This is a genomic window from Streptomyces sp. NPDC018026 (genome assembly GCF_044327745.1).
Taxonomy (GTDB): Bacteria; Actinomycetota; Actinomycetes; order Streptomycetales; family Streptomycetaceae; genus Streptomyces; species Streptomyces rubrogriseus.
The window spans coordinates 166,329-188,337 of record NZ_JBIRFY010000013.1 but is presented as its reverse complement, the minus strand read 5'-3'; the positions used below and the strand labels follow the sequence as shown (position 1 = coordinate 188,337).

Genomic DNA, 22,009 nt, shown 5'->3' with positions numbered 1-22,009 from the left:
CCCGGACGGGTGAACAGAAGGGGTGGGTTGGATACACCCTAGGGGGTGGGGGAACCGAGGGGGGACCGTGGAGCGGCGACAGTGGTAGTCCCCGTGTGCGCCGCTCCACGGGCGGACCTGACGGTGTGTGGGCTCAGCCGAAGACGGCCAGGCTCTTCGCCTTGCCCTTGTGTTCCTCGACGAGGGCGAGCAGGCGCCCCTCGGGATCGAAGACGGCGACGGCACCGGCGCCCGCGTACTGCTCGGGCATCTCCAGCCGTACGCCGTTGGTGAGCAGCTTGGCCCGCTTGGCGTCCACCCGCCAGCGCGGGAAGGCGGCGCCGGCCGCGTCCGCGACGGGCATGACGGTGAGCTCCTGCTGGAGCTGGTCCAGGGTCCGGGCGCCGTCCAGCTTGTAGGGTCCGACGCGGGTGCGGCGCAGCGCCGTGAGGTGCCCGCCGACGCCGAGTCCGGCGCCCAGGTCGCGGGCCAGCGCCCGGATGTAGGTGCCGGACGAGCAGGTCACCGAGACCACCAGGTCCAGGACCGGGGTGCCGTCGTCGGCGACGGCGTCCCGGACGTCGTACACCGCGAAGGAGGAGACGGTGACGGGGCGGGCGGGGATCTCGAACTCCTCGCCCTCGCGCGCCCGCTTGTAGGAGCGCACGCCCTTGATCTTGATGGCGCTGACCTTGGACGGCACCTGCATGATGGCGCCGCTCAGCTCGGCCACGCCGGCGTCGATCGCCTCCCGGGTGACCTTCGAGGCGTCCCGCGACCCCGTGATCTCGCCCTCGGCGTCGTCGGTGAGCGTGGTCTGCCCGAGCCTGATGGTGCCCAGGTACTCCTTCTCGGTGAGGGCGAGGTGCCCGAGGAGCTTGGTCGCCCGCTCCACACCGAGGACCAGGACGCCCGTCGCCATCGGGTCGAGCGTGCCGGCGTGCCCGACGCGCCTGGTGCGGGCGATGCCCCGCATCTTGGCGACGACGTCGTGCGAAGTGAAGCCCGACGGCTTGTCGACGATGACAAGGCCGTCGGGCGTGGTGTGCTTCTCGGTCATTTAGCGGTGTCGTCCGTCTCGTCGGCCTCGACGGCGCCTTCGGTGTCGGTCTCGTCCTCGCCCGGCTTGCGGTACGGGTCCGCGTCACCGGCGTACGCGGCGCCCGCGGACGCCTCGCGCACCTTCTCGTCGGACTGCCGCGCCCGGTCGAGGAGGTCCTCGATGTTGCGGGCGGTGTCCGGCAGGGCGTCCATGACGAAGGTCAGGGTCGGCGTGAACTTCACGCCGGCCGCCTTGCCCACCTCGGAGCGCAGGATGCCCTTGGCGCTCTCCAGGCCCGCGGTGGCGGCCTTGCGCTCCTCGTCGTCCCCGTAGACCGTGTAGAAGACGGTCGCCTCCCGCAGGTCACCGGTGACCCGGGTGTCCGTGATGGTGACGTGCGAGCCGAGCCGCGGGTCCTTGATCCCGCGCTGCAGCTTCTGGGCCACCACCTCTCGGATGAGGTCCGCCAGCCTTTTCGCCCGCGCGTTGTCGGCCACTGGTCCGTCTCCCGTTCTTTCTTCTCTTGCCCGATCCGGCTTCTCTTGCCCGATCCGGTCGATCCGGTCTTCTGCCCGGTCCGGTCAGTCGTCGTCAGTCGTCGTCAGTCGTCGTCGCCGTGGAAGCGCCGCCGCACCGACAGCAGCTCCACCTCGGGGCGGCCGGCCACCAGCCGCTCGCACCGGTCGAGCACGTCGCTGAGATGGCCCGCGTCGCCGGACACCAGGGCCAGGCCGACGACGGCCCGGCGATGGAGGTTCATGTGCTCCACCTCCGCCGCGCTCACCGCGTACTTCCGCTGGAGTTCGGCGACGATCGGGCGGACGACGGAGCGCTTCTCCTTCAGCGAATGTACGTCGCCGAGGAGAAGGTCGAAGGACAGCGTCCCCACATACATGTGAAACCGGTTCACCCGCCGGTCCGGGATCGATGGCCCCGCCGCGAACGGGCGGGATCATCTGAACCGTACAACGAACGGCCGGGGCCGATCGACGGATATTCGTGCTCCGCCGACCGGCCCCGGACCGGTCACTCCCGGAAGTCGCGGTACTTACACCCGCGGCTTCTCGCGCATCTCGTACGTCGCGATGACGTCGTCGACCTTGATGTCGTTGAAGTTTCCGAGGTTGATACCGCCCTCGAAGCCTTCGCGGATCTCGGTGACGTCGTCCTTGAAGCGACGCAGACCCTCGATGTTGAGGTTCTCCGCGATGACCTTGCCATCGCGCAGGAGGCGCGCCTTGGTGTTGCGCTTGACCTCGCCGGAGCGGATGAGAACACCCGCGATGTTGCCCAGCTTGGAGGAGCGGAAGACCTCGCGGATCTCCGCCGTGCCCAGCTCGACCTCTTCGTACTCCGGCTTGAGCATGCCCTTGAGGGCCGCCTCGATCTCCTCGATCGCCTGGTAGATGACCGAGTAGTACCGGACGTCCACACCTTCGCGCTCGGCCATCTGCGCGGCACGCCCGGCGGCGCGCACGTTGAAGCCGATCACGATGGCGTCGGAGCCCATCGCCAGGTCGATGTCGGACTCCGTGACCGCACCGACGCCGCGGTGCAGGACACGGATGTCGACCTCTTCGCCGACGTCCAGCTGGAGCAGGGAGGATTCCAGCGCCTCGACCGATCCGGACGCGTCGCCCTTGATGATCAGGTTGAGCTGCTGGACCTCGCCGGCCTTCAGCACCTTGTCCAGGTCCTCCAGCGACACGCGGCGCGTGCGCTTGGCGAACGCGGCGTTGCGCTCGCGGGCGGCGCGCTTCTCCGCGATCTGGCGGGCCGTACGGTCCTCCTCGACCACGATGAAGTTGTCACCGGCGCCCGGGACGTTGGTCAGACCCAGCACCTGGACCGGCGTGGACGGACCCGCCTCGGCGACGTTGTTGCCGTTGTCGTCGAGCATGGCGCGGACGCGGCCGTAGGCGTCGCCCACCACCATCGTGTCGCCGACCCGCAGGGTGCCTCGCTGCACGAGGACCGTCGCCACGGCACCGCGGCCGCGGTCGAGACGGGACTCGATCGAGATGCCCTGCGCGTCCTGGACCGGGTTGGCCCGCAGGTCGAGCGAGGCGTCCGCGGTGAGGACCACGGCCTCCAGCAGGGAGTCGATGTGCAGACCCTGCTTGGCGGAGATGTCGACGAACATGGTGTCGCCGCCGTACTCCTCGGCCACCAGGCCGTACTCGGTCAGCTGACCGCGCACCTTGGTCGGGTCGGCGCCCTCGACGTCGATCTTGTTGACCGCGACGACGATCGGGACCTCGGCGGCCTTGGCGTGGTTGAGCGCCTCGACCGTCTGCGGCATGACGCCGTCGTTGGCCGCGACGACCAGGATCGCGATGTCGGTCGACCGGGCACCACGGGCACGCATGGCGGTGAACGCCTCGTGACCCGGGGTGTCGATGAAGGTGATCTTGCGCTCTTCGTCGTTGACCTCGGTGGCGACCTGGTAGGCACCGATGTGCTGGGTGATGCCGCCGGCCTCGCCCGCGATGACGTTCGTCTTGCGGATGGCGTCGAGCAGTCGGGTCTTTCCGTGGTCGACGTGACCCATGACGGTCACGACCGGCGGACGGACGACCAGGTCCTCCTCGGAGCCCTCGTCCTCGCCGAACTCCAGGTCGAAGGACTCGAGCAGCTCGCGGTCCTCCTCCTCCGGGCTGACGATCTGAACCGTGTAGTTCATCTCGCCGGCGAGGAGCTGGAGCGTCTCGTCGGAGACGGACTGGGTCGCGGTGACCATCTCGCCGAGGTTCATCATGACCGCGACGAGCGACGCCGGGTTGGCGTTGATCTTCTCCGCGAAGTCGGTGAGCGACGCACCGCGCGACAGGCGAATGGTCTCGCCGTTGCCGCGAGGCAGCATCACGCCGCCGACCGACGGGGCCTGCATGGCCTCGTACTCCTGGCGCCTCTGCCGCTTCGACTTGCGACCGCGACGCGCGGGACCGCCGGGACGGCCGAAGGCGCCCTGCGTGCCACCACGGCCACCGGGACCGCCGGGACGACCGCCGAAGCCGGGACGGCCACCGCCGCCGCCGAAGCCGCCGCCACCGCCGGGACGACCGGCGAAACCGCCGCCGCCACCCGGACGACCGCCACCGCCGCCACCGGGACGACCGGCGAAGCCGCCGCCACCGGGACGACCGCCGCCGCCGGGACGACCGGCACCGCCGGGACCGCGACCGCCGCCACCGGGGCCGGGACGCGGGCCGGCAGCGGGACGCTGCGGCATCATGCCGGGGTTCGGACGCGGGCCGCCGCCGGGACGGGGACCGGCGCCGCCGCCCTGCGGACGCGGCATCGAGCCCGGGCTCGGACGGTTGCCGCCCGGAGCCTGGGGACGGGGACCGCCGCCCTGGCCGCCGGGACCCTGCGGACGGGGACCGCCGCCGGGAGCACCACCGGGACCGCCCGGGCGGGGCCCGCCCTGCGGACGGGGCGCCTGCGGGCGCGCCATGCCGGCGTTGCCGCCGGAGGTGAAGGGGTTGTTACCCGGACGCGGACCGCCGGGACGGCCGCCGGGACGCTGCGCCGGGGCACCGGGACGCTGGCCGCCGGGACGGCCCTGGCCGCCCTGCTGGCCACGGTCCTGACCCGGACCGGACGGACGGGCACCGCCGGGCTTAGGGGCACCGGGACGCGCACCGCCGGGCTTCGGACCGGACGGAGCCGGGGCCGGAGTCGACGGAGCGGCGGGAGCCGCCGGCGGAGCGGTGAACTCCGGCGCGGCCGGGGCCGGACGCGGCGCGGGCTTGGGGCCCGGCGTCGGACGCGGACCCTGGGAGGCAGCCGGCGCGGGGGCGGACGGGGCCGCGGGCTGCTCGGCAGCCGCGGGCTTGGGTGCGGCCGGCGGCCGCGGGGCAGCCGGACGAGCCGCCTGCGCCGGGGACGGCGCCGACGGCCTGGGGGCAGCCTTCTTCGGGGCCGCGGGGCGGCCGGCGGAACGGCCGTTGCCGCCACCCTGCTGGAATGCGTCGGTCAGCTTGCGTACTACGGGCGCTTCGATGGTCGAAGACGCCGAACGGACGAATTCACCGAGTTCCTGGAGCTTGGCCATGACGACCTTGCTCTCGACGCCGAACTCCTTGGCGAGTTCGTAGACCCGGACCTTAGCCACTTCGCTCCTCTGAGGTCCGGGTTGCGTCCGGACCGTCGCTAGTTCATGGGCGTACTCATCGCGTACTCATCGAGTGCTCATCGCAATCTCGACCTGCTTTCGACTCGCGAGGTACCAAGACGCGCGGGGTTCCGCGCGGCATGTCTTCCTTACCACGTTGCTCACATGCTGCTTTCAGCAACCTTGCTGGCAACCTTCTGCCTGCTCGACGTAGTGGCGCAACGCCTTTACATCGAGCGGACCCGGGACGCGGAGCGCCCGCGGAAACGCCTTGCGGCGCACCGCCTGGTCGACACAGTCCGGTGCGGGGTGTACGTACGCACCCCGGCCGGGCAGCGTACCGCGTGGATCAGGGGTGCAATGACCCTCGACCGCCACGGTGCGCAGCAGCTCGCTCTTGACCGCTCGCTCCCGGCACCCCACGCAGGTGCGCTCGGGGCATGCTCCGGTACGTGTCCGGCCAGACACTCCTAAGTCTACCTCCCCGGACCGACCTCACCCCTTCGGGGCAAGAATCGAACACGTGCCGCACGCAAAGCTGTCGTGATCTCAGCGGCGCGCGGCTTGGATCTATTCCCCGCGGCCGCCGGACGACTGCTCCGGCGACGCGTCGGAGGGCTGCTCGGTGTCCGGGCGGATGTCGATCCGCCAGCCGGTCAGCCGGGCTGCGAGCCGGGCGTTCTGGCCCTCCTTGCCGATGGCCAGCGAGAGCTGGTAGTCGGGCACGATCACGCGCGCGGAGCGGGCCGCCAGGTCCACGACCTCCACCTTGGAGACGCGGGCCGGGGAGAGCGCGTTCGCCACCATCTCGGCCGGGTCGTCCGACCAGTCGACGATGTCGATCTTCTCGCCGTTCAGCTCGCCCATGACGTTGCGCACCCGGCCGCCCATCGGGCCGATGCAGGCGCCCTTGGCGTTCAGGCCCGAGCGGGTGGAGCGCACGGCGATCTTGGTGCGGTGGCCGGCCTCGCGGGCGATCGCGGAGATCTCGACGGACCCGTCGGCGATCTCCGGCACCTCCAGGGCGAAGAGCTTCTTCACCAGGTTGGGGTGCGTGCGGGAGAGCGTCACGGAGGGGCCTCGTACGCCCTTGGCCACCCGGACGACGTACGAGCGCAGGCGCGCGCCGTGCGGGTAGGTCTCGCCGGGCACCTGCTCCTGCACCGGCAGGATGGCCTCCAGCTTGCCGATGTCCACCAGCACGTTCTTGGGGTCGCGGCCCTGCTGGACCACGCCGGTGACGATGTCGCCCTCACGGCCGGCGTACTCGCCGAGCGTCGCGTCGTCCTCGGCGTCGCGCAGCCGCTGCAGGATGACCTGCTTGGCGGTGGTGGCGGCGATGCGGCCGAAGTCGGACGGGGTGTCGTCGAACTCGCGGGCCGCCTGGCCCTCCTCGAGGTCGTCGGGGTCCTCCTTCGCCCACACGGTCACGTGTCCGGTGTTCCGGTCGAGCTCCACGCGCGCGTGGCGGCGGCTTCCCTCGGTGCGGTGGTAGGCGATGAGGAGGGCCGACTCGATCGCTTCGACCAGCAGGTCGAAGGAGATCTCCTTCTCCCGTACCAAGCCCCGCAGGGCGCTCATGTCGATGTCCACGGCTACGCCTCCTCCTCTTCCGTCTTGTTGTCGTTTTCCGTCTTGTTGTCGTTCTTGTCGCCGCTGTCCTTGGCGTCCTTGCGGTTGAACTCGACCTGGACGCGTGCCTTGTCGATGTCGCCGAAAGGCAGTCTGCGGGTGGTGGGCCTGCGGCCCTTCACTCCTGGTACTTCGAGGTCGAGTCCGTCCTCGTCCACGGCGAGGATGCGGGCGACCAGTTCGCCGCCCTCGTGCAGCTGGAAGCGGACCAGGCGGTCCGTGGCGCGCACGTAGTGGCGGTGCTGGGTGAGGGAGCGCTCGGCGCCGGGGGTGCCGACCTCGAGGGTGTACTCCCCCTCGCCCATCGCGTCGGTCTCGTCGAGCTTCGCCGAGAGCGCGCGGCTCACATCGGCGATCCGGTCGAGGTCCGCTCCGGTGTCGGAGTCCACGACCACGCTCAGCACACGCCTGCGGCCGACCGAGTCCACCGCGATTTCTTCGAGGTCCAGTCCCTGGGAGGCGACGAGCGGCTCAAGCAGCTCTCGCAGCCTCTCGCTCTGGGTGGTGCTCATCCGGGTGACTCCTCGGCCGCGTGTGCTGTTGTGGGTCGGTGCGCGTGTCTGGTCAAAGGGTATCCGGTCGCGGGGGGTGTTGCCGTCCACCCGGGTCCGGCGGTGCCGGTGAGTGGTGGGCGGGCGGGGCACGGGTACCGTGATCACGGGCGGGCGGGATTGCGGGTTTCCGGCTCTTTCATCGTTGGTCTGCCTCTCGTTCGTCGTCGCTTTGTCGTCTTGTCGTCGTTTCCGTACGAGCCTGTCGAGGACGTCTGCCGTGTCGCTTTCCCCATCGCCGCGCCCGCCCCGGGGGCCGCGCAGAAGGAGCCTGCTCGCGTCGGCCGCCGGGGCCGCTCTGCTCGCCGGCTGTACCGGAGGGTCGGGCTCCGGCGAGGCGGGGGCCGGGCCCTCGGCTGTCGAGCGGGCACGCGCGCGTGCGGCCCGGGACAGTGAGGAACTGGCCGCGCGGTACGCGGCCGTGATCGCGGTACATCCGGGGCTGGCGGAGCGGCTGCGGCCGCTGCGGGAGGAGGTCGTGCGGCACGCGGAGGCGTTCGGCGCGGTGCGGGCGGCCTCGCCGACGGTGTCGGGTACGACGGCGGGTACGACGGCGGGTACGGCTTCGTCGCCTTCGGCATCCGTTCGGGCTGCCGGGCCGACGAACGGCTCCGGTGGCTCCGATGCCGTGCCGGCGGACGAGAAGGGGGCCCTGGCCCTGCTCGCGGGGGCCGAGCGGAAGCTGGCCGGCCGGCGGGCCGAGGCACTGCTCGATGTGCCGGGTGAGTCGGCGCGGCTGCTGGCCTCCGTCGCGGCGGCCGGGGCGGCGCACGTGTTTCTGCTGACGGAGGGCTGACGGGTGGACAAGGCGGAGGACGGGCGGCTGGACGCCCTCCAGGCGGCGCTGGCCGCGGAGCACGCGGCCGTGTACGGCTACGGGGTCGTCGGCGGGCGGATCGGTGCGGAACGGCGTGCCGAGGCGCGGACGGCGTACGACGCGCACCGGGCGCGGCGGGACGCGCTGGCCCGCGAGGTGCGGGACCTGGGTGGCGAGCCGGTCGCCGCGGCGGCGGGGTACGCACTCCCCTTCTCGGTGCCGGACTCGGCGGCGGCGGTGCGGCTGGCGGCGGAGCTGGAGGACCGGGTGGCCGGGGTGTACTCCGACCTGGTGCGGGCGGCCGAGGGCGACGGGCGGGCCTCGGCGGCCGGGGCGCTGCGCGAGGCGGCGGTCCGCGCGGTGCGCTGGCGGGGCGGGAGCGTAGCCTTCCCTGGGCTCGCCGAGCGGGTCGGCGCGCCGGCCGGGCGGGGTGCCGCTCCGGATGCCTCCGACACGGCGACGGCGACGGCCTCACCGACTGCGTAACGCGTACGGCATTCCGTACGGGAAGGGAACGGCTCGCGCATGGCTTTCGAACCGCCGCGGCGTTTGGTCAGGGCGTTCGGCGAGACGGCACCGGAGGGTGACGACTGGTTGGCGACGCTGCCGGAAGTGGCGGAGCGGGCGGTGGTGCGGCGGGGGTTGGCGGTGGAGCGGGTGCAGGTGCCCGGGGGGCGCGGCAGCCTGGTGGTGCTGGTGCAGACGGCGGAGGGGGTGCCGGCGGTGCTGAAGCTCGCCCCGCGCCGGGCGCGGCCGGAGAGCGAGCGGGCCGCGCTCATGCACTGGGGTGGGCGGGGTGCCGTGCAGGTGCGGGAGGAGGGGGCGGCGGCCGAGGAGGGCGTGCTGCTGCTCGAGCGGCTGCATCCGGACGTGTCGGTGCGGTCGTTGCCGGAGGCGAAGGCGTTGCTGGAGGCGGCGGGGACGCTGCGGCGGTTGTGGGTGGAGCCGCCGGGCTCCCATCCGTTCGAGACGGTGGCCGAGCGGACGGGGCGGCAGGCCGAGGCGATGCGGGCGGGAGCGGCGGCGGACGCGGAGGTGGCGCCGTTGGTCGACGCGGCGCTCGCGGCGCGGGCGGAGTTGTTGGGCGGGCCGTCGGAGCAGCGGCTGCTGCACGGGACGTTCCGGCAGAGCAAGGTGCTCGCCGGGGATCGGATGCCGTGGCTGGCGGTGGGGCCCGATCCGGTGGTCGGGGAGAGTGCGTTCGATCTGGCGCGGCTGGTGCGGGACCGGGTGGAGGATCTGATCGCCCAGCCGTCGGGGGCGTCGACGACTCGGCGGCGGATCAAGCGGCTCGCGGAGTCGCTGGAGGTCGATCAGGAGCGGCTGCGGGGGTGGACGCTGTTCCGGGCGGTGGAGTCGGGGGTGCGGGCCCGGCGGGTGGGGCGGGAGCGGGACGCGGAGCTGTTGTTGGAGTTCGCGGGCTGGTTGTGACGGTGCGGGTGCCTGCGGCGCCTGTGCGGGTTCGGTGGGGGTGCGCCGTGCGCGGTGCGTGCGGTGGGTGGGTCGGGGCCGCGCCGGGGGGTGTCCGTCCTCGGAACGGCGCGGAATCGGTCGGCTACGGGGGTGCGGGGCGTTGACGCGCCAACCGCTGCGGGCGGACACCCCCCGACCCGACCCCTTCTCGCCGTACCTACCTAGCTGCGGGCAGTCGCCACGCCTCCTAGCGGCGGGCAGTCGTGCCGCTGGGGCGGCACGGGTGGGCGCAGCGGCACCCCGCTACGCCGGGCCGCGCACCCCACCCCGCGCCCACACCCACCCCGGGTGTCAGCTCGTGAGGCGGGTGAGGGCCTCCTCGACCGTTACCTCCTCGCGCTCCCCCGTGCGGCGGTCCTTCAGTTCGACGACGCCCTCGGCGGAGCGGCGGCCGGCCACCAGGATCTGGGGTACGCCGATGAGTTCCGCGTCGGTGAACTTCACGCCGGGCGAGACCCCCGCCCGGTCGTCCACCAGGACGCGGACGCCGGCCGCGGCCAGCTTGTCGGAGACCTCCAGGGCCAGCTCGGTCTGCAGCGCCTTGCCCGCGGCGACCACGTGGACGTCGGCCGGGGCGACCTCCTTGGACCAGACGAGGCCCTTGTCGTCGGCGTGCTGCTCGGCGAGGGCGGCCACCGCGCGGGAGACGCCGATGCCGTAGGAGCCCATGGTGACGCGGGCCGGCTTGCCGTTCTGGCCGAGGACGTCGAGCTTGAGGGCGTCGGCGTACTTGCGGCCCAGCTGGAAGATGTGGCCGATCTCGATGGCGCGGTCCAGGCGGAGACCGGTGCCGCAGTTGGGGCAGGGGTCGCCCTCGCGGACGACCACGACGTCGACGTAGGTGTCGACCTCGAAGTCGCGGCCCGCCACGACGTTCTTCGCGTGGGTGTCGGCCTTGTTGGCGCCGGTGATCCACGCGGTGCCCGGCGCGATGCGGGGGTCGGCGATGTACTTGACCTTCTCGCCCAGGCCCTGCGGGCCGACGTAGCCGCGGACCAGGTCGGGGCGGCCGACGAAGTCCTCGGCGGTGACCAGTTCGACGGCGGCGGGGGCGAAGTGGGCCTCGACCTTGTCCATGTCGACCTCGCGGTCGCCCGGCACGCCCACGGCGACGATGTCGCCGTCCACCTTGACGAGGAGGTTCTTGAGGGTGGCGGAGGCCTCGACGCCGATGGAGGCGGCCAGGGTCTCGATGGTGGGGGTGTCGGGGGTCGGGATGTCCTCGGCGGCGGGGACGTCCGTGGCGTCGACCGGCGTGAGGCGGTGGGTGATCGCCTCCGTGTTGGCGGCGTAGTCGCAGTTCGGGCAGTCCGCGAAGGTGTCCTCGCCGGCCTCCGCGGGGGCCAGGAACTCCTCGGACTTGGAGCCGCCCATGGCGCCGGCGGTGGCTGCGACGATGCGGTAGTCGAGGCCCAGGCGCTCGAAGATGCGCTGATAGGCGGAGCGGTGCAGGGCGTAGGACTCGGCAAGGCCCTCGTCGGCGACGTCGAAGGAGTAGGAGTCCTTCATGAGGAACTCGCGGCCGCGCAGGATGCCGGCCCGGGGGCGGGCCTCGTCGCGGTACTTGTTCTGGATCTGGTACAGGATGACCGGCAGGTCCTTGTAGGAGGACGCCTGGTCCTTGACGAGGAGGGTGAAGATCTCTTCGTGGGTGGGGCCGAGGAGGTAGTCGCCGCCCTTGCGGTCCTGGAGGCGGAAGAGTTCGGGGCCGTACTCGTCCCAGCGGCCCGTGGCCTCGTACGGCTCGCGGGGCAGCAGGGCCGGGAGCTGGACCTCCTGGGCGCCGATGGCGTCCATCTCCTCGCGGACGATGCGCTCGATGTTGCCGAGGACCTTCTTGCCGAGCGGCAGCCAGCTCCACAGGCCGGCGGCGGTGCGGCGCACGTAGCCGGCGCGGACCAGCAGCTTGTGGCTGAGGACCTCGGCGTCCGCCGGGTCGTCGCGCAGCGTCTTCGCCATCAACTTCGACATGCGCTGGACCGGTGCGTTGGCCATGGTTCTCGTGTCTCCTGCTGCGTAAGGGTGGTGCTAGGAGGTTAGCCGGGCGGTCCGGTGGGGTGGAAATCGGTTATCGACCGGGGGTGCGCCTCAGCAGGGGGAGCGTGGCGCCCATGACCGCGTACGGCTTGGGGGCGCTGGGGAAGAGGACCCGGCGGGCGAGGTCCTGGTACCCGAGGGAGCGGTAGAGGCCGCGGGCGGGGCTCTCGGTGTCGATCGCGGAGAGGATCGAGCGGGGCTCGGTGGCGGCGTCGGTGATCGTGGTGATCAGGGCGCGGCCCGCGCCGCGGTTCTGGTGGGCCGGGTGGACGTGGAGCTCGGTGATGACGAAGGAGTCGTCGAGCCAGGCGTCGGTGCCCTGGGCGCGGAGGTACGGCTCCACGACGGTGGACCACCAGTGGGTGCGGTCGTTGGGCATGCCGTAGACGAAGCCGACGAGGCGGCCCCGGACGGTGGCGCCGAGGGCTCTGGCTCCCGGGTGGGTCATGTGGCGCAGGACGATCTGACGGCGGACGGCCACCTCGTCGGGGCCGAGGCCGAAGGCGGCGGCTTGGACGGCCAGGGCCTCGTCCACGTGCGTGGAGAGGTCCAGTGGGCCGATCACGAGGTCCATGCCGGGAGCCTACAGGGGGGGTGGCGCCGGGGTGCCGGTGCAGGTGGTGCGGAGGAGGTTCAGAAGAGGACGCTCATGAAGGCGCCCACCTCGTGGAAACCGACCCGGAGGTACGTCCGTCGCGCCGCGGTGTTGAAGTCGTTGACGTAGAGGCTCGCCACCGGGGCGACGTCCGCGAGGGCGTAGCGCAGGACCGCCGCCATGCCAGGGGCGGCCAGGCCCTTGCCGCGGTACTCGGGGGCCACCCACACGCCCTGGATCTGGCAGGCGCGGTCGGTGGCGGCGCCGATCTCGGCCTTGAAGACGACCTTGCCGTCGGCGTCGAAGCGGGCGAAGGAGCGGCCGGAGCCGACGAGTTCGGCGACCCGGGCCTGGTAGAGCAGGCCGCCGTCGCCGGCCATCGGGGAGATGCCGACCTCCTCGGTGAACATCGCCACGCAGGCCGGCATGATCCGCTCCACCTCGTCCTTGCGGACGCGGCGCACGTAGGGGTCCGGGGCGATGTCGCCGGGGAGGCGGTCGGCGACCATGAGGGGCTGGTGGGTGCGGACCTCGCGGGCCGGGCCCCAGCCCGGTTCGAGCAGCCGCCACAGCTGGGCGGTCGGACCGGACGGGCCGACGATCGAGGAGCAGCGGCGGCCGGCCCGGCGGGCTCGGTCGGCGAAGGCGCGGACGGCGCGCGGGGTGGCGCAGATGGGTACGAGGTTGGCGCCCGCGTAGCACAGGGACGTGAGCATGCCGTGCTCGTACCAGCCCCACATCTCGCCGCCGAGGCGCCACGGGTCGAGACCGGCGATCTGGACGCGGGCGGTCACGAAGGCGTTCGCGACCGGGTCGCGGTCGAGGATGGCGAGCGCGGCGTCCAGGTCGCTCGGTTCGAGCACGCGGGAGGTGGTCTGCGTCAACACGTGCGGGGGCCTCACCCTGAGATCTGCTGGTCCCCGCACTGTACCTGCCGCGAATATGCCGCGCCGCCCCCCGGGGCGACGCGGCACCAGGGGGCGACCTTCGGATCAGGCCGGCCGCGGCCGACGGTGCCTTGTGGCCGACCCCGGCAAGATCCAAACGGCACCCCCTAGGGGGGGTGGATCAGCCCGCGATGGAGACTGAGGGTTCGCCGGAGGTGACGCCGTCCTTCTCCATCTGCTCGGCGATCTTCATGGCCTCGTCGATGAGGGTCTCCACGATCTTGGACTCGGGGACGGTCTTGATGACCTCGCCCTTGACGAAGATCTGGCCCTTGCCGTTGCCGGAGGCGACGCCGAGGTCGGCCTCGCGGGCCTCGCCGGGGCCGTTGACGACGCAGCCCATGACGGCGACGCGGAGGGGGACCTCCATGCCCTCCAGACCGGCGGTGACCTCCTCGGCCAGCTTGTAGACGTCGACCTGGGCGCGGCCGCAGGACGGGCAGGAGACGATCTCCAGGCCGCGCTGGCGCAGGTTCAGCGACTCCAGGATCTGGATGCCGACCTTGATCTCCTCGACCGGCGGGGCGGAGAGGGAGACGCGGATGGTGTCGCCGATGCCCTGGGAGAGGAGCGCGCCGAAGGCGACCGCCGACTTGATGGTGCCCTGGAACGCCGGGCCCGCCTCGGTGACGCCGAGGTGGAGGGGGTAGTCGCACTGGGCGGCGAGCTGGCGGTAGGCCTCGACCATGACGACCGGGTCGTTGTGCTTGACCGAGATCTTGATGTCCCGGAAGTCGTGCTCCTCGAAGAGCGACGCTTCCCAGAGGGCGGACTCGGCGAGTGCCTCGGGGGTCGCCTTGCCGTACTTCTGGAGCAGGCGGCGGTCGAGGGAGCCGGCGTTCACGCCGATGCGGATCGGGGTGCCGTGGTCCTTCGCCGCCTTGGCGATCTCCTTGACCTTGTCGTCGAACTGCTTGATGTTGCCCGGGTTCACTCGGACCGCGGCGCAGCCGGCCTCGATCGCGGCGAAGACGTACTTGGGCTGGAAGTGGATGTCCGCGATCACCGGGATCTGCGACTTCTTCGCGATGACGGCCAGCGCGTCGGCGTCGTCCTGGGTGGGGCAGGCCACCCGGACGATCTGGCAGCCGGACGCCGTCAGCTCGGCGATCTGCTGGAGGGTGGCGCCGATGTCGGAGGTCCGGGTCGTGGTCATGGACTGCACCGACACGGGGGCGTCGCCGCCCACCGCCACGGGCCCGACCTGGATCTGCCGGCTCTTGCGGCGCTCCGCGAGCCTGGTCGGAACGTCCGGCATGCCGAGAGAAATCGCAGTCATCTGCTGTGCAACCCCAAGTCGTGGATCAAGGTCCGGCCCCGTTCAGCGGCGGGCTCCGGCCTTCGAGATTACGGCACCGGCATGAACGCCGGGTACGCGGCGTACGGGAGATGCACCCTATGGCGTCCATCTGCCGGGCGAGGTGAGTGAAGCCCGGTCCGGAGGGACATGCTCTCCGGATCGGGCTTCACGTCGTCAGGTGATGCGGACCGGGTTGACGACGTCCGCCACCAGCACGAGCAGGGTGAAGCAGACGAAGACGCCCGCCACGACGTAGGCCACCGGCATCAGCTTCGCCACGTCGAAGGGCCCGGGGTCGGGCCTGCGCAGGACCTTGGCGGTGGCGCGGCGCAGCGACTCCCACAGCGCGCCCGCGATGTGGCCGCCGTCGAGCGGCAGCAGCGGGAGCATGTTGAAGAGGAACAGGGAGAGGTTGAAGCCGGCCACCAGCATGACGAACATGGCGAGCTGCTGGGTGGGCGGGATGTCGAGGGTGGCGATCTCGCCGCCGACGCGGGCCGCGCCGACGACGCCCATCGGGGAGTCGGCCTCGCGGGGTCCGTCGCCGAAGGCCGCGTCCCACAGGGCGGGGATCTTGGCGGGCAGGGCGGCGAGGTTGTCGACGGCGTCGCCGATCCGGTCGCCCATCCAGGTCACGGACTGGCCGAAGTCCTGTTGCACCACGCCGGTGGCGGAGCTGAAGCCGAGGAAGCCGGCGGTGACGTACTCGCCCTGGACGATCTGTCCGTTGGAGTCCTTCTTGGCGACCTTGTTGGTGGCGATGGTCGCGTGGAGGGTGATCTCCTCGCCCTTGCGCTCGACGACGACCGGCACGTCCTCGCCGGGGTTGGCGCGGATCAGGTCGGACAGCTTGTCCCAGTCGTCGGTGCGTACGCCGTCGAAGGCGAGGATCTTGTCCCCGGCCCTGAGGCCCGCCGCCGCGGCCGGGGAGGCCGGGTCGGACTTGGCGCAGGCGTCGCGGTTCTCGCTCTGCGAGATGACGCACTTCGAGACGGAGCTGACGGTGGTGGTCTGCTGGGAGATGCCGAAGCCCATCAGCACGGTGAGGAAGAGCACCACGGCGAGGATCAGGTTCATGAACGGGCCGGCGAACATCACGATGACGCGCTTCCACGGCTTGCGCGTGTAGAAGAGGCGCTTCTCGTCACCGGGCTGCAGTTCCTCGAAGGCGGCCGAGCGGGCGTCCTCTATCATCCCGCGCCAGGGCGAGGTGGAGCGTGCCTCCATGCGGCCGTCGGGGCCGGGCGGGAACATGCCGATCATGCGGATGTAGCCGCCGAAGGGGATGGCCTTGACCCCGTACTCGGTGTCGCCCTTCTTCCTGGAGAAGAGCGTCGGTCCGAAGCCCACCATGTACTGCGGCACCCGGATGCCGAACAGCTTGGCGGTGGACAGGTGGCCCAGCTCGTGCCAGGCGATGGAGAAGAGCAGGCCGACGGCGAAGAGGACTATGCCGAGGATGAACATCAGGGTCGTCATGCACGGGCCTCCGCCGTCTGTGCCGCCAGTTGCCGGGCCCGGGCGCGTGCCCAGGTCTCCGCTTCGAGGACGTCCGCGACGGTGAGCGAGGTTCCCGTACGGGGGGTGCCGTGCTCCTCGACCACCCGCGTGACGGTCTCCATGATCCCGAGAAACGGCAGCGCGCCGGAGCGGAACGCCTCGACGCACTCCTCATTGGCGGCATTGAACACCGCCGGGGCCGTGCCCGCGAGCTGTCCGACGTGCCTGGCCAGGTCGACGGAGGGGAAGGCCTCGTTGTCGAGTGGGAAGAACTCCCAGGTCGAGGCCTTGCTCCAGTCGAAGACGGGGGCGGCGTCGGGGACGCGTTCGGGCCAGCCGAGGCCCACGGCGATGGGCCCGCCCATGTCGGGGGGCGTGGCGTGGGCCAGTGTCGATCCGTCCGTGTACTCGACCATCGAGTGGACATACGACTGCGGGTGCACGACCACCTCAATGCGGTCGAAGGGAATGTCGTAGAGCAGGTGGGCCTCGATCACCTCCAGGCCCTTGTTGACGAGGGTCGCGGAGTTGATCGTGATCACCGGGCCCATGGCCCAGGTGGGGTGGGCGAGCGCGTCCTCGACGGTGACGGCGGCCAGCTGGTCCCTGGTCCGGCCGCGGAACGGGCCGCCGGACGCGGTGACGACCAGCTTGCGGACGTCGGCGCGGGTGCCGGCGGCCAGCGCCTGGAAGAGGGCGGCGTGCTCGGAGTCGACCGGGATGATCTGGCCCGGCTTGGCCAGCGCCTTGACCAGCGGGCCGCCGACGATGAGCGACTCCTTGTTGGCCAGCGCGAGGGTGCGGCCCGCCTCCAGGGCGGCGAGGGTGGGCGCGAGTCCGATGGAGCCGGTGATGCCGTTGAGCACGGTGTGGCAGTCGGAGGCGGCGACCTGGGTGGCCGCCTCCGGTCCGGCGAGGATCTCGGGGAGCGGCTCGCCCGCGCCGTACCGGTCGGTGAGCGCCTCCCGCAGCGCCGGTACGACGTCCTCGCGGGCGACGGCGACGGTCCGCGCCCTCAGCCGGTACGCCTGCTCGGCGAGGAGGGCGATCCGGCCGCCGTTGGCGGACAGGGCGGTGACCCGGAAGCGGTCCGGGTTGCGCAGCACGAGGTCGATGGCCTGGGTCCCGATCGACCCGGTGGACCCGAGGATCACCACGTCCTTCGGGCCGTCGCCCGCCACCGGGTCGTAGACGAGGTGGGGGTCGGCGAGTGGGGCTGGACTGTCGCTCATCCCCCCATTGTGTCCGCAACAGCCCTCCGGGAGGACAGCGCGTCCCTCGGTCGGGTGTCGCGGGCCCGCGCGGGAGATCGCCGGGGCGGCTCTCCCGCGCGTGTTCGGTCCGGCCGGGGCCCCGGTCAGCCGATGGCGCGGCGGACGTTCTCCCGCCGGGACGGGCCCGGGGCCGCTTCCGCGATCCAGGGGCCAGTGCCGGACGGGTCGACGACGCCCTCCTCCAGCCACTCGTAGGCGCCGCCCAGTACGCCCTTGACGACCTTGCGGTCCAGGTCGTCGGTGTTGCTCCACAGGCGGCCGAAGAGTTCCTCGACGCGGATGCGGGACTGGCGGCAGAAGGCGTCGGCGAGCTGGTACGCCTCGCGGCCGTGGTCGTCCTTGGCGCGCAGGTGCTCGGCGCGCACGCACGCGGCGCTCATCGCGAACAGCTCCGCGCCGATGTCGACGATCCGGCCGAGGAAGCCCTGTTTGGTCTCCATACGGCCCTGCCAGCGGGACATGGCGTAGAAGGTGGAGCGGGCGAGCTTGCGGGCGGTGCGTTCGACGTAGCGCAGGTGGGAGGAGAGGTCGGGGTGGCCCGAGGGGTGGAAGTCCGCGTACGAGCGCGGGAGTTGGCCGGGGCCCGCGACGAGCTTCGGCAGCCACTTGGCGTAGAAGACGCCGGCCTGCGCGCCCGCCCTCGCCTTGTCGGAGAGGGTCTTGTCGGGGTCGATCAGGTCGCCGGCGACCGAGAGGTGGGCGTCGACCGCCTCGCGCGCGATCAGCAGGTGCATGATCTCGGTGGAGCCCTCGAAGATGCGGTTGATGCGCAGGTCACGCAGGAGCTGCTCGGCGGGGACCGCGCGCTCGCCCCGGGCTTCCAGCGAGGCCGCGGTCTCGAAGCCCCGGCCGCCGCGGATCTGGACCAGTTCGTCGGCCATCAGGCAGGCCATCTCGGAGCCGTAGAGCTTGGCCAGGGCGGCCTCGATGCGGATGTCGTTGCGGTCCTCGTCGGCCATCTGGGAGGAGAGGTCCAGGACGGCTTCGAGGGCGAAGGTGGTCGCCGCGATGAAGGAGATCTTGGCGCCGACCGCCTCGTGCAGCGCGACCGGCTTGCCCCACTGCTCGCGCACCGCCGACCACTCGCGGGCGATCTTCAGGCACCACTTGCCGGCGCCGACGCACATCGCGGGGAGGGAGAGGCGGCCGGTGTTGAGGGTGGTCAGGGCGATCTTCAGGCCGGCGCCCTCGGGGCCGATGCGGTGGGCCGCCGGGACGCGGACGCGGTGGAAGCGGGTGACGCCGTTCTCCAGGCCGCGCAGGCCCATGAAGGCGTTGCGGTTCTCCACCGTGATGCCCTCGGAGGCGGCCTCGACCACGAACGCGGTGATGCCGCCCTTGCCGCCGCCCGCCGCGTCCTTGCCGCCCTCGGGCTTCGGGACGCGGGCCATGACCACGAGCAGGTCGGCGACCACGCCGTTGGTGGTCCACAGTTTCACGCCGTCCAGGACGTAGTCGTCGCCGTCCCGGACGGCCGTGGTGGCCAGGCGGGCCGGGTCGGAGCCGACGTCCGGCTCGGTGAGCAGGAAGGCCGAGATGTCGGTGCGGGCGCAGCGCGGCAGGAAGGTGTCCTTCTGCTCCTGGGTGCCGAACATCTTCAGCGGCTGCGGCACGCCGATCGACTGGTGGGCGGAGAGCAGCGCGCCGATCGCCGGGTTCGCGGATCCGACCAGGGCGAGGGCCTTGTTGTAGTAGACCTGGGTCAGGCCGAGGCCGCCGTACTTGGTGTCGATCTTCATGCCGAAGGCGCCCAGCTCCTTCAGCCCGGTGATCACGTCGTCGGGGATCCGCGCGTCGCGCTCGATCACCGCCCCGTCGATCTTCGTCTCGCAGAAGTCGCGCAGTTTGGCGAGGAACTCCTCGCCGCGCTGCACGTCCTGGTCGGCCGGGAGCGGGTGGGGGTGGAGGAGGTCGAGACGGAAGCGGCCGAGGAACAGCTCCTTGGCGAAGCTGGGCTTGCGCCAGTCCTGTTCGCGGGCCGCCTCCGCGACCTGGCGGGCCTCACGTTCGGTGACGGTGGGTCGGGAGGAGGGAGAAGAAGAGGAGGGGGAAGAGGAGGGGGTGGGTGGTGCGGACATGAGGCTCACCTCGCCACGATTCGTCCTGCACGAACTTGCGGACGTACGTTACTTGTCGGTGCTACCCGATCGTATGTACCCGATCCGGGGCGACCCAGCCACCCTTCGTGCGGCCGTTCGGCCGATACTGCGGGGGGAGGCCGGGAGTGGAGAACGCGGAGGACGAACGAGTCGAAGCGCTTCGACTGACTATGGACACCCATCGGTGCTGCGGCTAATGTCGAACCACCCTCGCCCCACCCCTACTGATCCCATGCGCTGTCGAAGCGCTTCACATAGCTTGGAGAGCCGGATGGTCACCCTCGCCGAGGTCGCCCAGCACGCCGGAGTCTCGGCGAGCACGGTGAGCTATGTCCTCAGCGGCAAGCGGTCCATCTCCACCACCACCCGGCAACGGGTCGAGGAGAGCATCCGGAAGCTCGGCTACCATCCGAACGCCGGCGCCCGTGCCCTGGCCAGCAGCCGGTCGAACATCATCGCCCTCATGATCCCGCTGCGCACCGACATGTACGTGCCGGTGATGATGGAGATCGCCATCGCGGTCGCGGCCGGTGCGCGCACCCACGGGTACGACATCCTGCTGCTCACCGGCGAGGAGGGCCCCGACGCGGTGCGCCGCGTCACCGGCAGCGGGCTCGCCGACGCGATGATCCTCATGGACGTCGAGCTCGACGACGAGCGGCTCCCCCTGCTGCGCGACACCCACCAGCCGTCCGTCCTGATCGGACTCCCCGCCGACACCGAGGGCCTGACCTGTGTCGACTTGGACTTCCGGGCGACCGGCGCGCTGTGTGTGGAGCACCTGGCGCAGCTGGGGCACCGCGACATCGCCGTCATAGGCGAGGCTGCCGCCGTCTACGAACGGCACACCGGATTCGCCGAGCGCACCCTCGACGGGCTGCGTACGCGCGCCCGTGAGCTGGGTCTGCGGCTGCTGCACCGGCCCTGCGAGGGCGGGTATGACGCGATGGCCGCGACGCTGGCCCGCATCTTCGACGAGCGCCCGGACACCACGGGCTTCGTCGTGCAGAACGAGTCGGCGGTCGAGCCGCTGCTCGCCCTGCTGCGCCAGCAGGGCCGGGCGGTGCCGGAGGACGTGTCGGTGGTCGCGGTCTGCCCGGAGCAGGTCGCCACCCAGGCCTCGGTGCGGCTCACCTCGGTCGTGGTGCCCGCGCAGGAGATGGGCCGGCGGGCCGTGGAACAGCTGGTCGCCAAGCTCGACGGCCGCGGCAGCGACGAGGTCGTGCTGCTCGCACCGGAGCTGACCGTCCGGGCCAGCTCGGGACCGGCGCCCGTCGGGTCCTAGCCCTCCCGTCACTCCCGCGCGGCGGAGTGGCGGGGTTGGCGAGGTGTCGCGAGTACGTTGCGGAGTACGTCGTCGAGCGTGACGCGGGCCAGCTCGTTCCTCAGGGTCTCCTCGATGCCCTCGTAGACGCCCTGCATCGCCGGCTGGATGCCGTGACCCACCACGCATTCCTGGTCCGGGGTGGTGCGGTGCATCGCGAACAGCGGGCCGGGCTCCACGGCCTCGTACACGTCGAGCAGGGTCATCGACCCCAGCTCGCGCGCCAGCGACCAGCCCGCGCCCACACCCCGCCGGGACTCCACGAGCCCGGCCCTGCGCAGCTCGCCGAGCAGACGCCTGATCACCACGGGGTTGGTGTTCGCGCTGCTCGCGATCTGCTCGGAGGTGGCGACCTCATGGCCCTGGCGCTGGTAGAGGCCGATCCAGGCCAGCGCGTGGGCGGCGATGGTCAGCCTGCTGTTGGCACTCATGAACCCCTCCTCTCGGCCGCAACGCCTTATGTTACGACGGCATTGTCGTAACAACGATGGTTGCGACAGTGCTGTCGTAACCATTACCGTTGCGACTACTGAAGCCGATCAACGAGGTGAGAAGAATGAGCGAGTCACTGACGGGCAAGATCGCCGTGGTCACCGGGGGCAGCAGCGGCATCGGGTTCGCCACCGCACGCGCGTTCCGCGACGAGGGTGCCAGGGTCTTCATCACCGGTCGCCGCAAGGACGCGCTCGACGCCGCGACCGCCGAGCTCGGACCTGCCGTGACCGGCGTGGTCTGTGACGTTTCGGTGCCCTCGGATCTCGACGCGTTCTACAGCATCGTGCGCGACCGGGCCGGCCGCATCGACGTGCTGGTCGCCAACGCCGGCGTCGGCACCGTGGCTCCGTTCGGCGAGGTGACGGAGGAGCTGATCGATTCGGTCTTCGCCACCAACGTCAAGGGCACGATCTTCACCCTGCAACAGGCGCTGCCGCTGCTCAGTGCCAACGCCTCGGTGATCCTCACGGGTTCGACCGCCTCGACACGGCCCACCCAGGGACTGGAGGTCTACGCGGCATCGAAGGCCGCCGTCCGCAACCTCGCCCGCGGTTGGGCGCTCAGCTCGGGCACGCGTGGCTTCCGGGTCAACGTCGTGTCGCCGGGCGGCACACGCACCCCTGGTCTGCTCGAACTGATCCCGTCCGAGGCTCTCAAGCAGGCCGAGGACGAAGTCCCTCTCGGCCGGCTCGCCGACCCCGCGGAGATCGCCGCCGTGACGACGTTCCTCGCCTCGGACGCGTCGAGCTACGTCAACGGTGCCGAGTTCTTCGCCGACGGTGGTTTCGCGCAGGTGTGAGTGCCCGCGGTGAGGCGTCCGCCCCGGT

20 protein-coding genes are annotated in these 22,009 nt (G+C 71.6%); 5 read left to right on the top strand and 15 right to left on the bottom strand.

Features of this window, described 5'->3' with window-relative positions:
• Positions 1–133 precede the first annotated feature (133 nt).
• The 7 genes from truB to rimP form a co-directional block, all read right to left on the bottom strand.
• On the bottom strand, positions 134–1,039 hold the full coding sequence (gene truB / locus ACH4D3_RS32200; protein ID WP_398329448.1) for a tRNA pseudouridine(55) synthase TruB: 906 nt from the start codon (positions 1,037–1,039) through the stop codon (positions 134–136).
• A complete protein-coding gene (gene rbfA, locus ACH4D3_RS32195) occupies positions 1,036–1,518 on the bottom strand; it encodes a 30S ribosome-binding factor RbfA (protein WP_398329445.1) in 483 nt (160 codons plus the stop codon). The genes truB and rbfA overlap by 4 nt, the downstream gene beginning before the upstream one ends.
• 104 nt (positions 1,519–1,622) lie before the next feature.
• Positions 1,623–1,916 (bottom strand): DUF503 domain-containing protein, encoded by a 294-nt coding sequence (locus ACH4D3_RS32190; RefSeq protein WP_003973319.1) that lies wholly within the window; start codon positions 1,914–1,916, stop codon positions 1,623–1,625.
• A 153-nt stretch (positions 1,917–2,069) separates the two neighbouring features.
• Positions 2,070–5,138 carry a translation initiation factor IF-2 gene (infB, locus tag ACH4D3_RS32185; protein WP_398329442.1) on the bottom strand — a complete coding sequence of 1,023 codons (3,069 nt, stop codon included), beginning with the start codon at positions 5,136–5,138 and terminating at the stop codon, positions 2,070–2,072.
• Positions 5,139–5,312: 174 nt separating this feature from the next.
• The gene (locus tag ACH4D3_RS32180) at positions 5,313–5,606 is read right to left on the bottom strand and encodes a YlxR family protein (protein WP_398329439.1); all 294 of its coding nucleotides are present in this window, start codon (positions 5,604–5,606) and stop codon (positions 5,313–5,315) included.
• A 102-nt stretch (positions 5,607–5,708) separates the two neighbouring features.
• A complete protein-coding gene (gene nusA, locus ACH4D3_RS32175) occupies positions 5,709–6,731 on the bottom strand; it encodes a transcription termination factor NusA (protein WP_011030401.1) in 1,023 nt (340 codons plus the stop codon).
• Between the two features lie 2 nt (positions 6,732–6,733).
• Positions 6,734–7,282 carry a ribosome maturation factor RimP gene (rimP, locus tag ACH4D3_RS32170; RefSeq protein WP_398329436.1) on the bottom strand — a complete coding sequence of 183 codons (549 nt, stop codon included), beginning with the start codon at positions 7,280–7,282 and terminating at the stop codon, positions 6,734–6,736.
• A gap of 259 nt (positions 7,283–7,541) precedes the next feature.
• On the opposite strand from rimP, the gene ACH4D3_RS32165 reads away from it, so the two are divergent.
• From ACH4D3_RS32165 to ACH4D3_RS32155, 3 genes are read left to right on the top strand one after another with little or no spacing between them, the layout of a single operon-like run.
• Positions 7,542–8,117 (top strand): hypothetical protein, encoded by a 576-nt coding sequence (locus tag ACH4D3_RS32165; RefSeq protein ID WP_398329433.1) that lies wholly within the window; start codon positions 7,542–7,544, stop codon positions 8,115–8,117.
• Positions 8,118–8,120: 3 nt separating this feature from the next.
• A complete protein-coding gene (locus ACH4D3_RS32160) occupies positions 8,121–8,624 on the top strand; it encodes a ferritin-like domain-containing protein (RefSeq protein WP_398329430.1) in 504 nt (167 codons plus the stop codon).
• Positions 8,625–8,663: 39 nt separating this feature from the next.
• A complete protein-coding gene (locus tag ACH4D3_RS32155; RefSeq protein WP_398329427.1) occupies positions 8,664–9,569 on the top strand; it encodes an aminoglycoside phosphotransferase family protein in 906 nt (301 codons plus the stop codon).
• A 333-nt stretch (positions 9,570–9,902) separates the two neighbouring features.
• Here ACH4D3_RS32155 and ACH4D3_RS32150 read toward each other — a convergent pair whose 3' ends face one another.
• The 7 genes from ACH4D3_RS32150 to ACH4D3_RS32120 all read right to left on the bottom strand — a co-directional run bounded on the left by ACH4D3_RS32150 (position 9,903) and on the right by ACH4D3_RS32120 (position 19,342).
• Entirely contained in the window at positions 9,903–11,606 is a 1,704-nt protein-coding gene (locus tag ACH4D3_RS32150; RefSeq protein WP_398329424.1) for a proline--tRNA ligase, read from the bottom strand.
• Positions 11,607–11,679: 73 nt separating this feature from the next.
• Positions 11,680–12,222: a GNAT family N-acetyltransferase gene (locus tag ACH4D3_RS32145; RefSeq protein WP_398329421.1), complete on the bottom strand. Its 543-nt coding sequence runs from the start codon at positions 12,220–12,222 to the stop codon at positions 11,680–11,682.
• Positions 12,223–12,281: 59 nt separating this feature from the next.
• On the bottom strand, positions 12,282–13,130 hold the full coding sequence (locus tag ACH4D3_RS32140) for a GNAT family N-acetyltransferase (protein WP_398329418.1): 849 nt from the start codon (positions 13,128–13,130) through the stop codon (positions 12,282–12,284).
• A gap of 181 nt (positions 13,131–13,311) precedes the next feature.
• Positions 13,312–14,469 carry a flavodoxin-dependent (E)-4-hydroxy-3-methylbut-2-enyl-diphosphate synthase gene (gene ispG, locus ACH4D3_RS32135; protein WP_398329415.1) on the bottom strand — a complete coding sequence of 386 codons (1,158 nt, stop codon included), beginning with the start codon at positions 14,467–14,469 and terminating at the stop codon, positions 13,312–13,314.
• Between the two features lie 195 nt (positions 14,470–14,664).
• Positions 14,665–15,957: a M50 family metallopeptidase gene (locus ACH4D3_RS32130; RefSeq protein WP_398329533.1), complete on the bottom strand. Its 1,293-nt coding sequence runs from the start codon at positions 15,955–15,957 to the stop codon at positions 14,665–14,667.
• A gap of 8 nt (positions 15,958–15,965) precedes the next feature.
• Entirely contained in the window at positions 15,966–17,222 is a 1,257-nt protein-coding gene (gene dxr / locus ACH4D3_RS32125; RefSeq protein ID WP_398329412.1) for a 1-deoxy-D-xylulose-5-phosphate reductoisomerase, read from the bottom strand.
• Between the two features lie 125 nt (positions 17,223–17,347).
• Complete coding sequence (locus tag ACH4D3_RS32120) at positions 17,348–19,342, bottom strand: acyl-CoA dehydrogenase family protein (protein ID WP_398329409.1); 1,995 nt, start codon at positions 19,340–19,342, stop codon at positions 17,348–17,350.
• 292 nt (positions 19,343–19,634) lie between these two features.
• On the opposite strand from ACH4D3_RS32120, the gene ACH4D3_RS32115 reads away from it, so the two are divergent.
• A complete protein-coding gene (locus tag ACH4D3_RS32115) occupies positions 19,635–20,648 on the top strand; it encodes a LacI family DNA-binding transcriptional regulator (protein WP_398329406.1) in 1,014 nt (337 codons plus the stop codon).
• Positions 20,649–20,656: 8 nt separating this feature from the next.
• On the opposite strand, the gene ACH4D3_RS32110 is transcribed toward ACH4D3_RS32115, so the two are convergent.
• Complete coding sequence (locus ACH4D3_RS32110) at positions 20,657–21,118, bottom strand: Rrf2 family transcriptional regulator (protein WP_398329403.1); 462 nt, start codon at positions 21,116–21,118, stop codon at positions 20,657–20,659.
• A gap of 125 nt (positions 21,119–21,243) precedes the next feature.
• Here ACH4D3_RS32110 and ACH4D3_RS32105 point away from each other — a divergent pair, with 125 nt between their 5' ends.
• Positions 21,244–21,981 (top strand): SDR family NAD(P)-dependent oxidoreductase, encoded by a 738-nt coding sequence (locus tag ACH4D3_RS32105; RefSeq protein ID WP_398329400.1) that lies wholly within the window; start codon positions 21,244–21,246, stop codon positions 21,979–21,981.
• Positions 21,982–22,009: the final 28 nt, after the last annotated feature.

What these genes read in the sequence shown, in the direction of transcription:
- rimP (WP_398329436.1), bottom strand. Translation starts at nt 7,282, where the DNA reads ATGAGCACCACCCAGAGCGAGAGGCTGCGAGAGCTGCTTGAGCCGCTC.
- ACH4D3_RS32130 (WP_398329533.1), bottom strand. Translation starts at nt 15,957, where the DNA reads ATGTTCATCCTCGGCATAGTCCTCTTCGCCGTCGGCCTGCTCTTCTCC.
- ACH4D3_RS32120 (WP_398329409.1), bottom strand. Translation starts at nt 19,342, where the DNA reads ATGTCCGCACCACCCACCCCCTCCTCTTCCCCCTCCTCTTCTTCTCCC.
- ACH4D3_RS32155 (WP_398329427.1), top strand. Translation starts at nt 8,664, where the DNA reads ATGGCTTTCGAACCGCCGCGGCGTTTGGTCAGGGCGTTCGGCGAGACG.
- ACH4D3_RS32115 (WP_398329406.1), top strand. Translation starts at nt 19,635, where the DNA reads ATGGTCACCCTCGCCGAGGTCGCCCAGCACGCCGGAGTCTCGGCGAGC.
- ACH4D3_RS32110 (WP_398329403.1), bottom strand. Translation starts at nt 21,118, where the DNA reads ATGAGTGCCAACAGCAGGCTGACCATCGCCGCCCACGCGCTGGCCTGG.
- ACH4D3_RS32150 (WP_398329424.1), bottom strand. Translation starts at nt 11,606, where the DNA reads ATGGCCAACGCACCGGTCCAGCGCATGTCGAAGTTGATGGCGAAGACG.
- dxr (WP_398329412.1), bottom strand. Translation starts at nt 17,222, where the DNA reads ATGAGCGACAGTCCAGCCCCACTCGCCGACCCCCACCTCGTCTACGAC.
- ACH4D3_RS32190 (WP_003973319.1), bottom strand. Translation starts at nt 1,916, where the DNA reads ATGTATGTGGGGACGCTGTCCTTCGACCTTCTCCTCGGCGACGTACAT.
- ACH4D3_RS32145 (WP_398329421.1), bottom strand. Translation starts at nt 12,222, where the DNA reads ATGGACCTCGTGATCGGCCCACTGGACCTCTCCACGCACGTGGACGAG.
- ispG (WP_398329415.1), bottom strand. Translation starts at nt 14,469, where the DNA reads ATGACTGCGATTTCTCTCGGCATGCCGGACGTTCCGACCAGGCTCGCG.
- ACH4D3_RS32105 (WP_398329400.1), top strand. Translation starts at nt 21,244, where the DNA reads ATGAGCGAGTCACTGACGGGCAAGATCGCCGTGGTCACCGGGGGCAGC.
- truB (WP_398329448.1), bottom strand. Translation starts at nt 1,039, where the DNA reads ATGACCGAGAAGCACACCACGCCCGACGGCCTTGTCATCGTCGACAAG.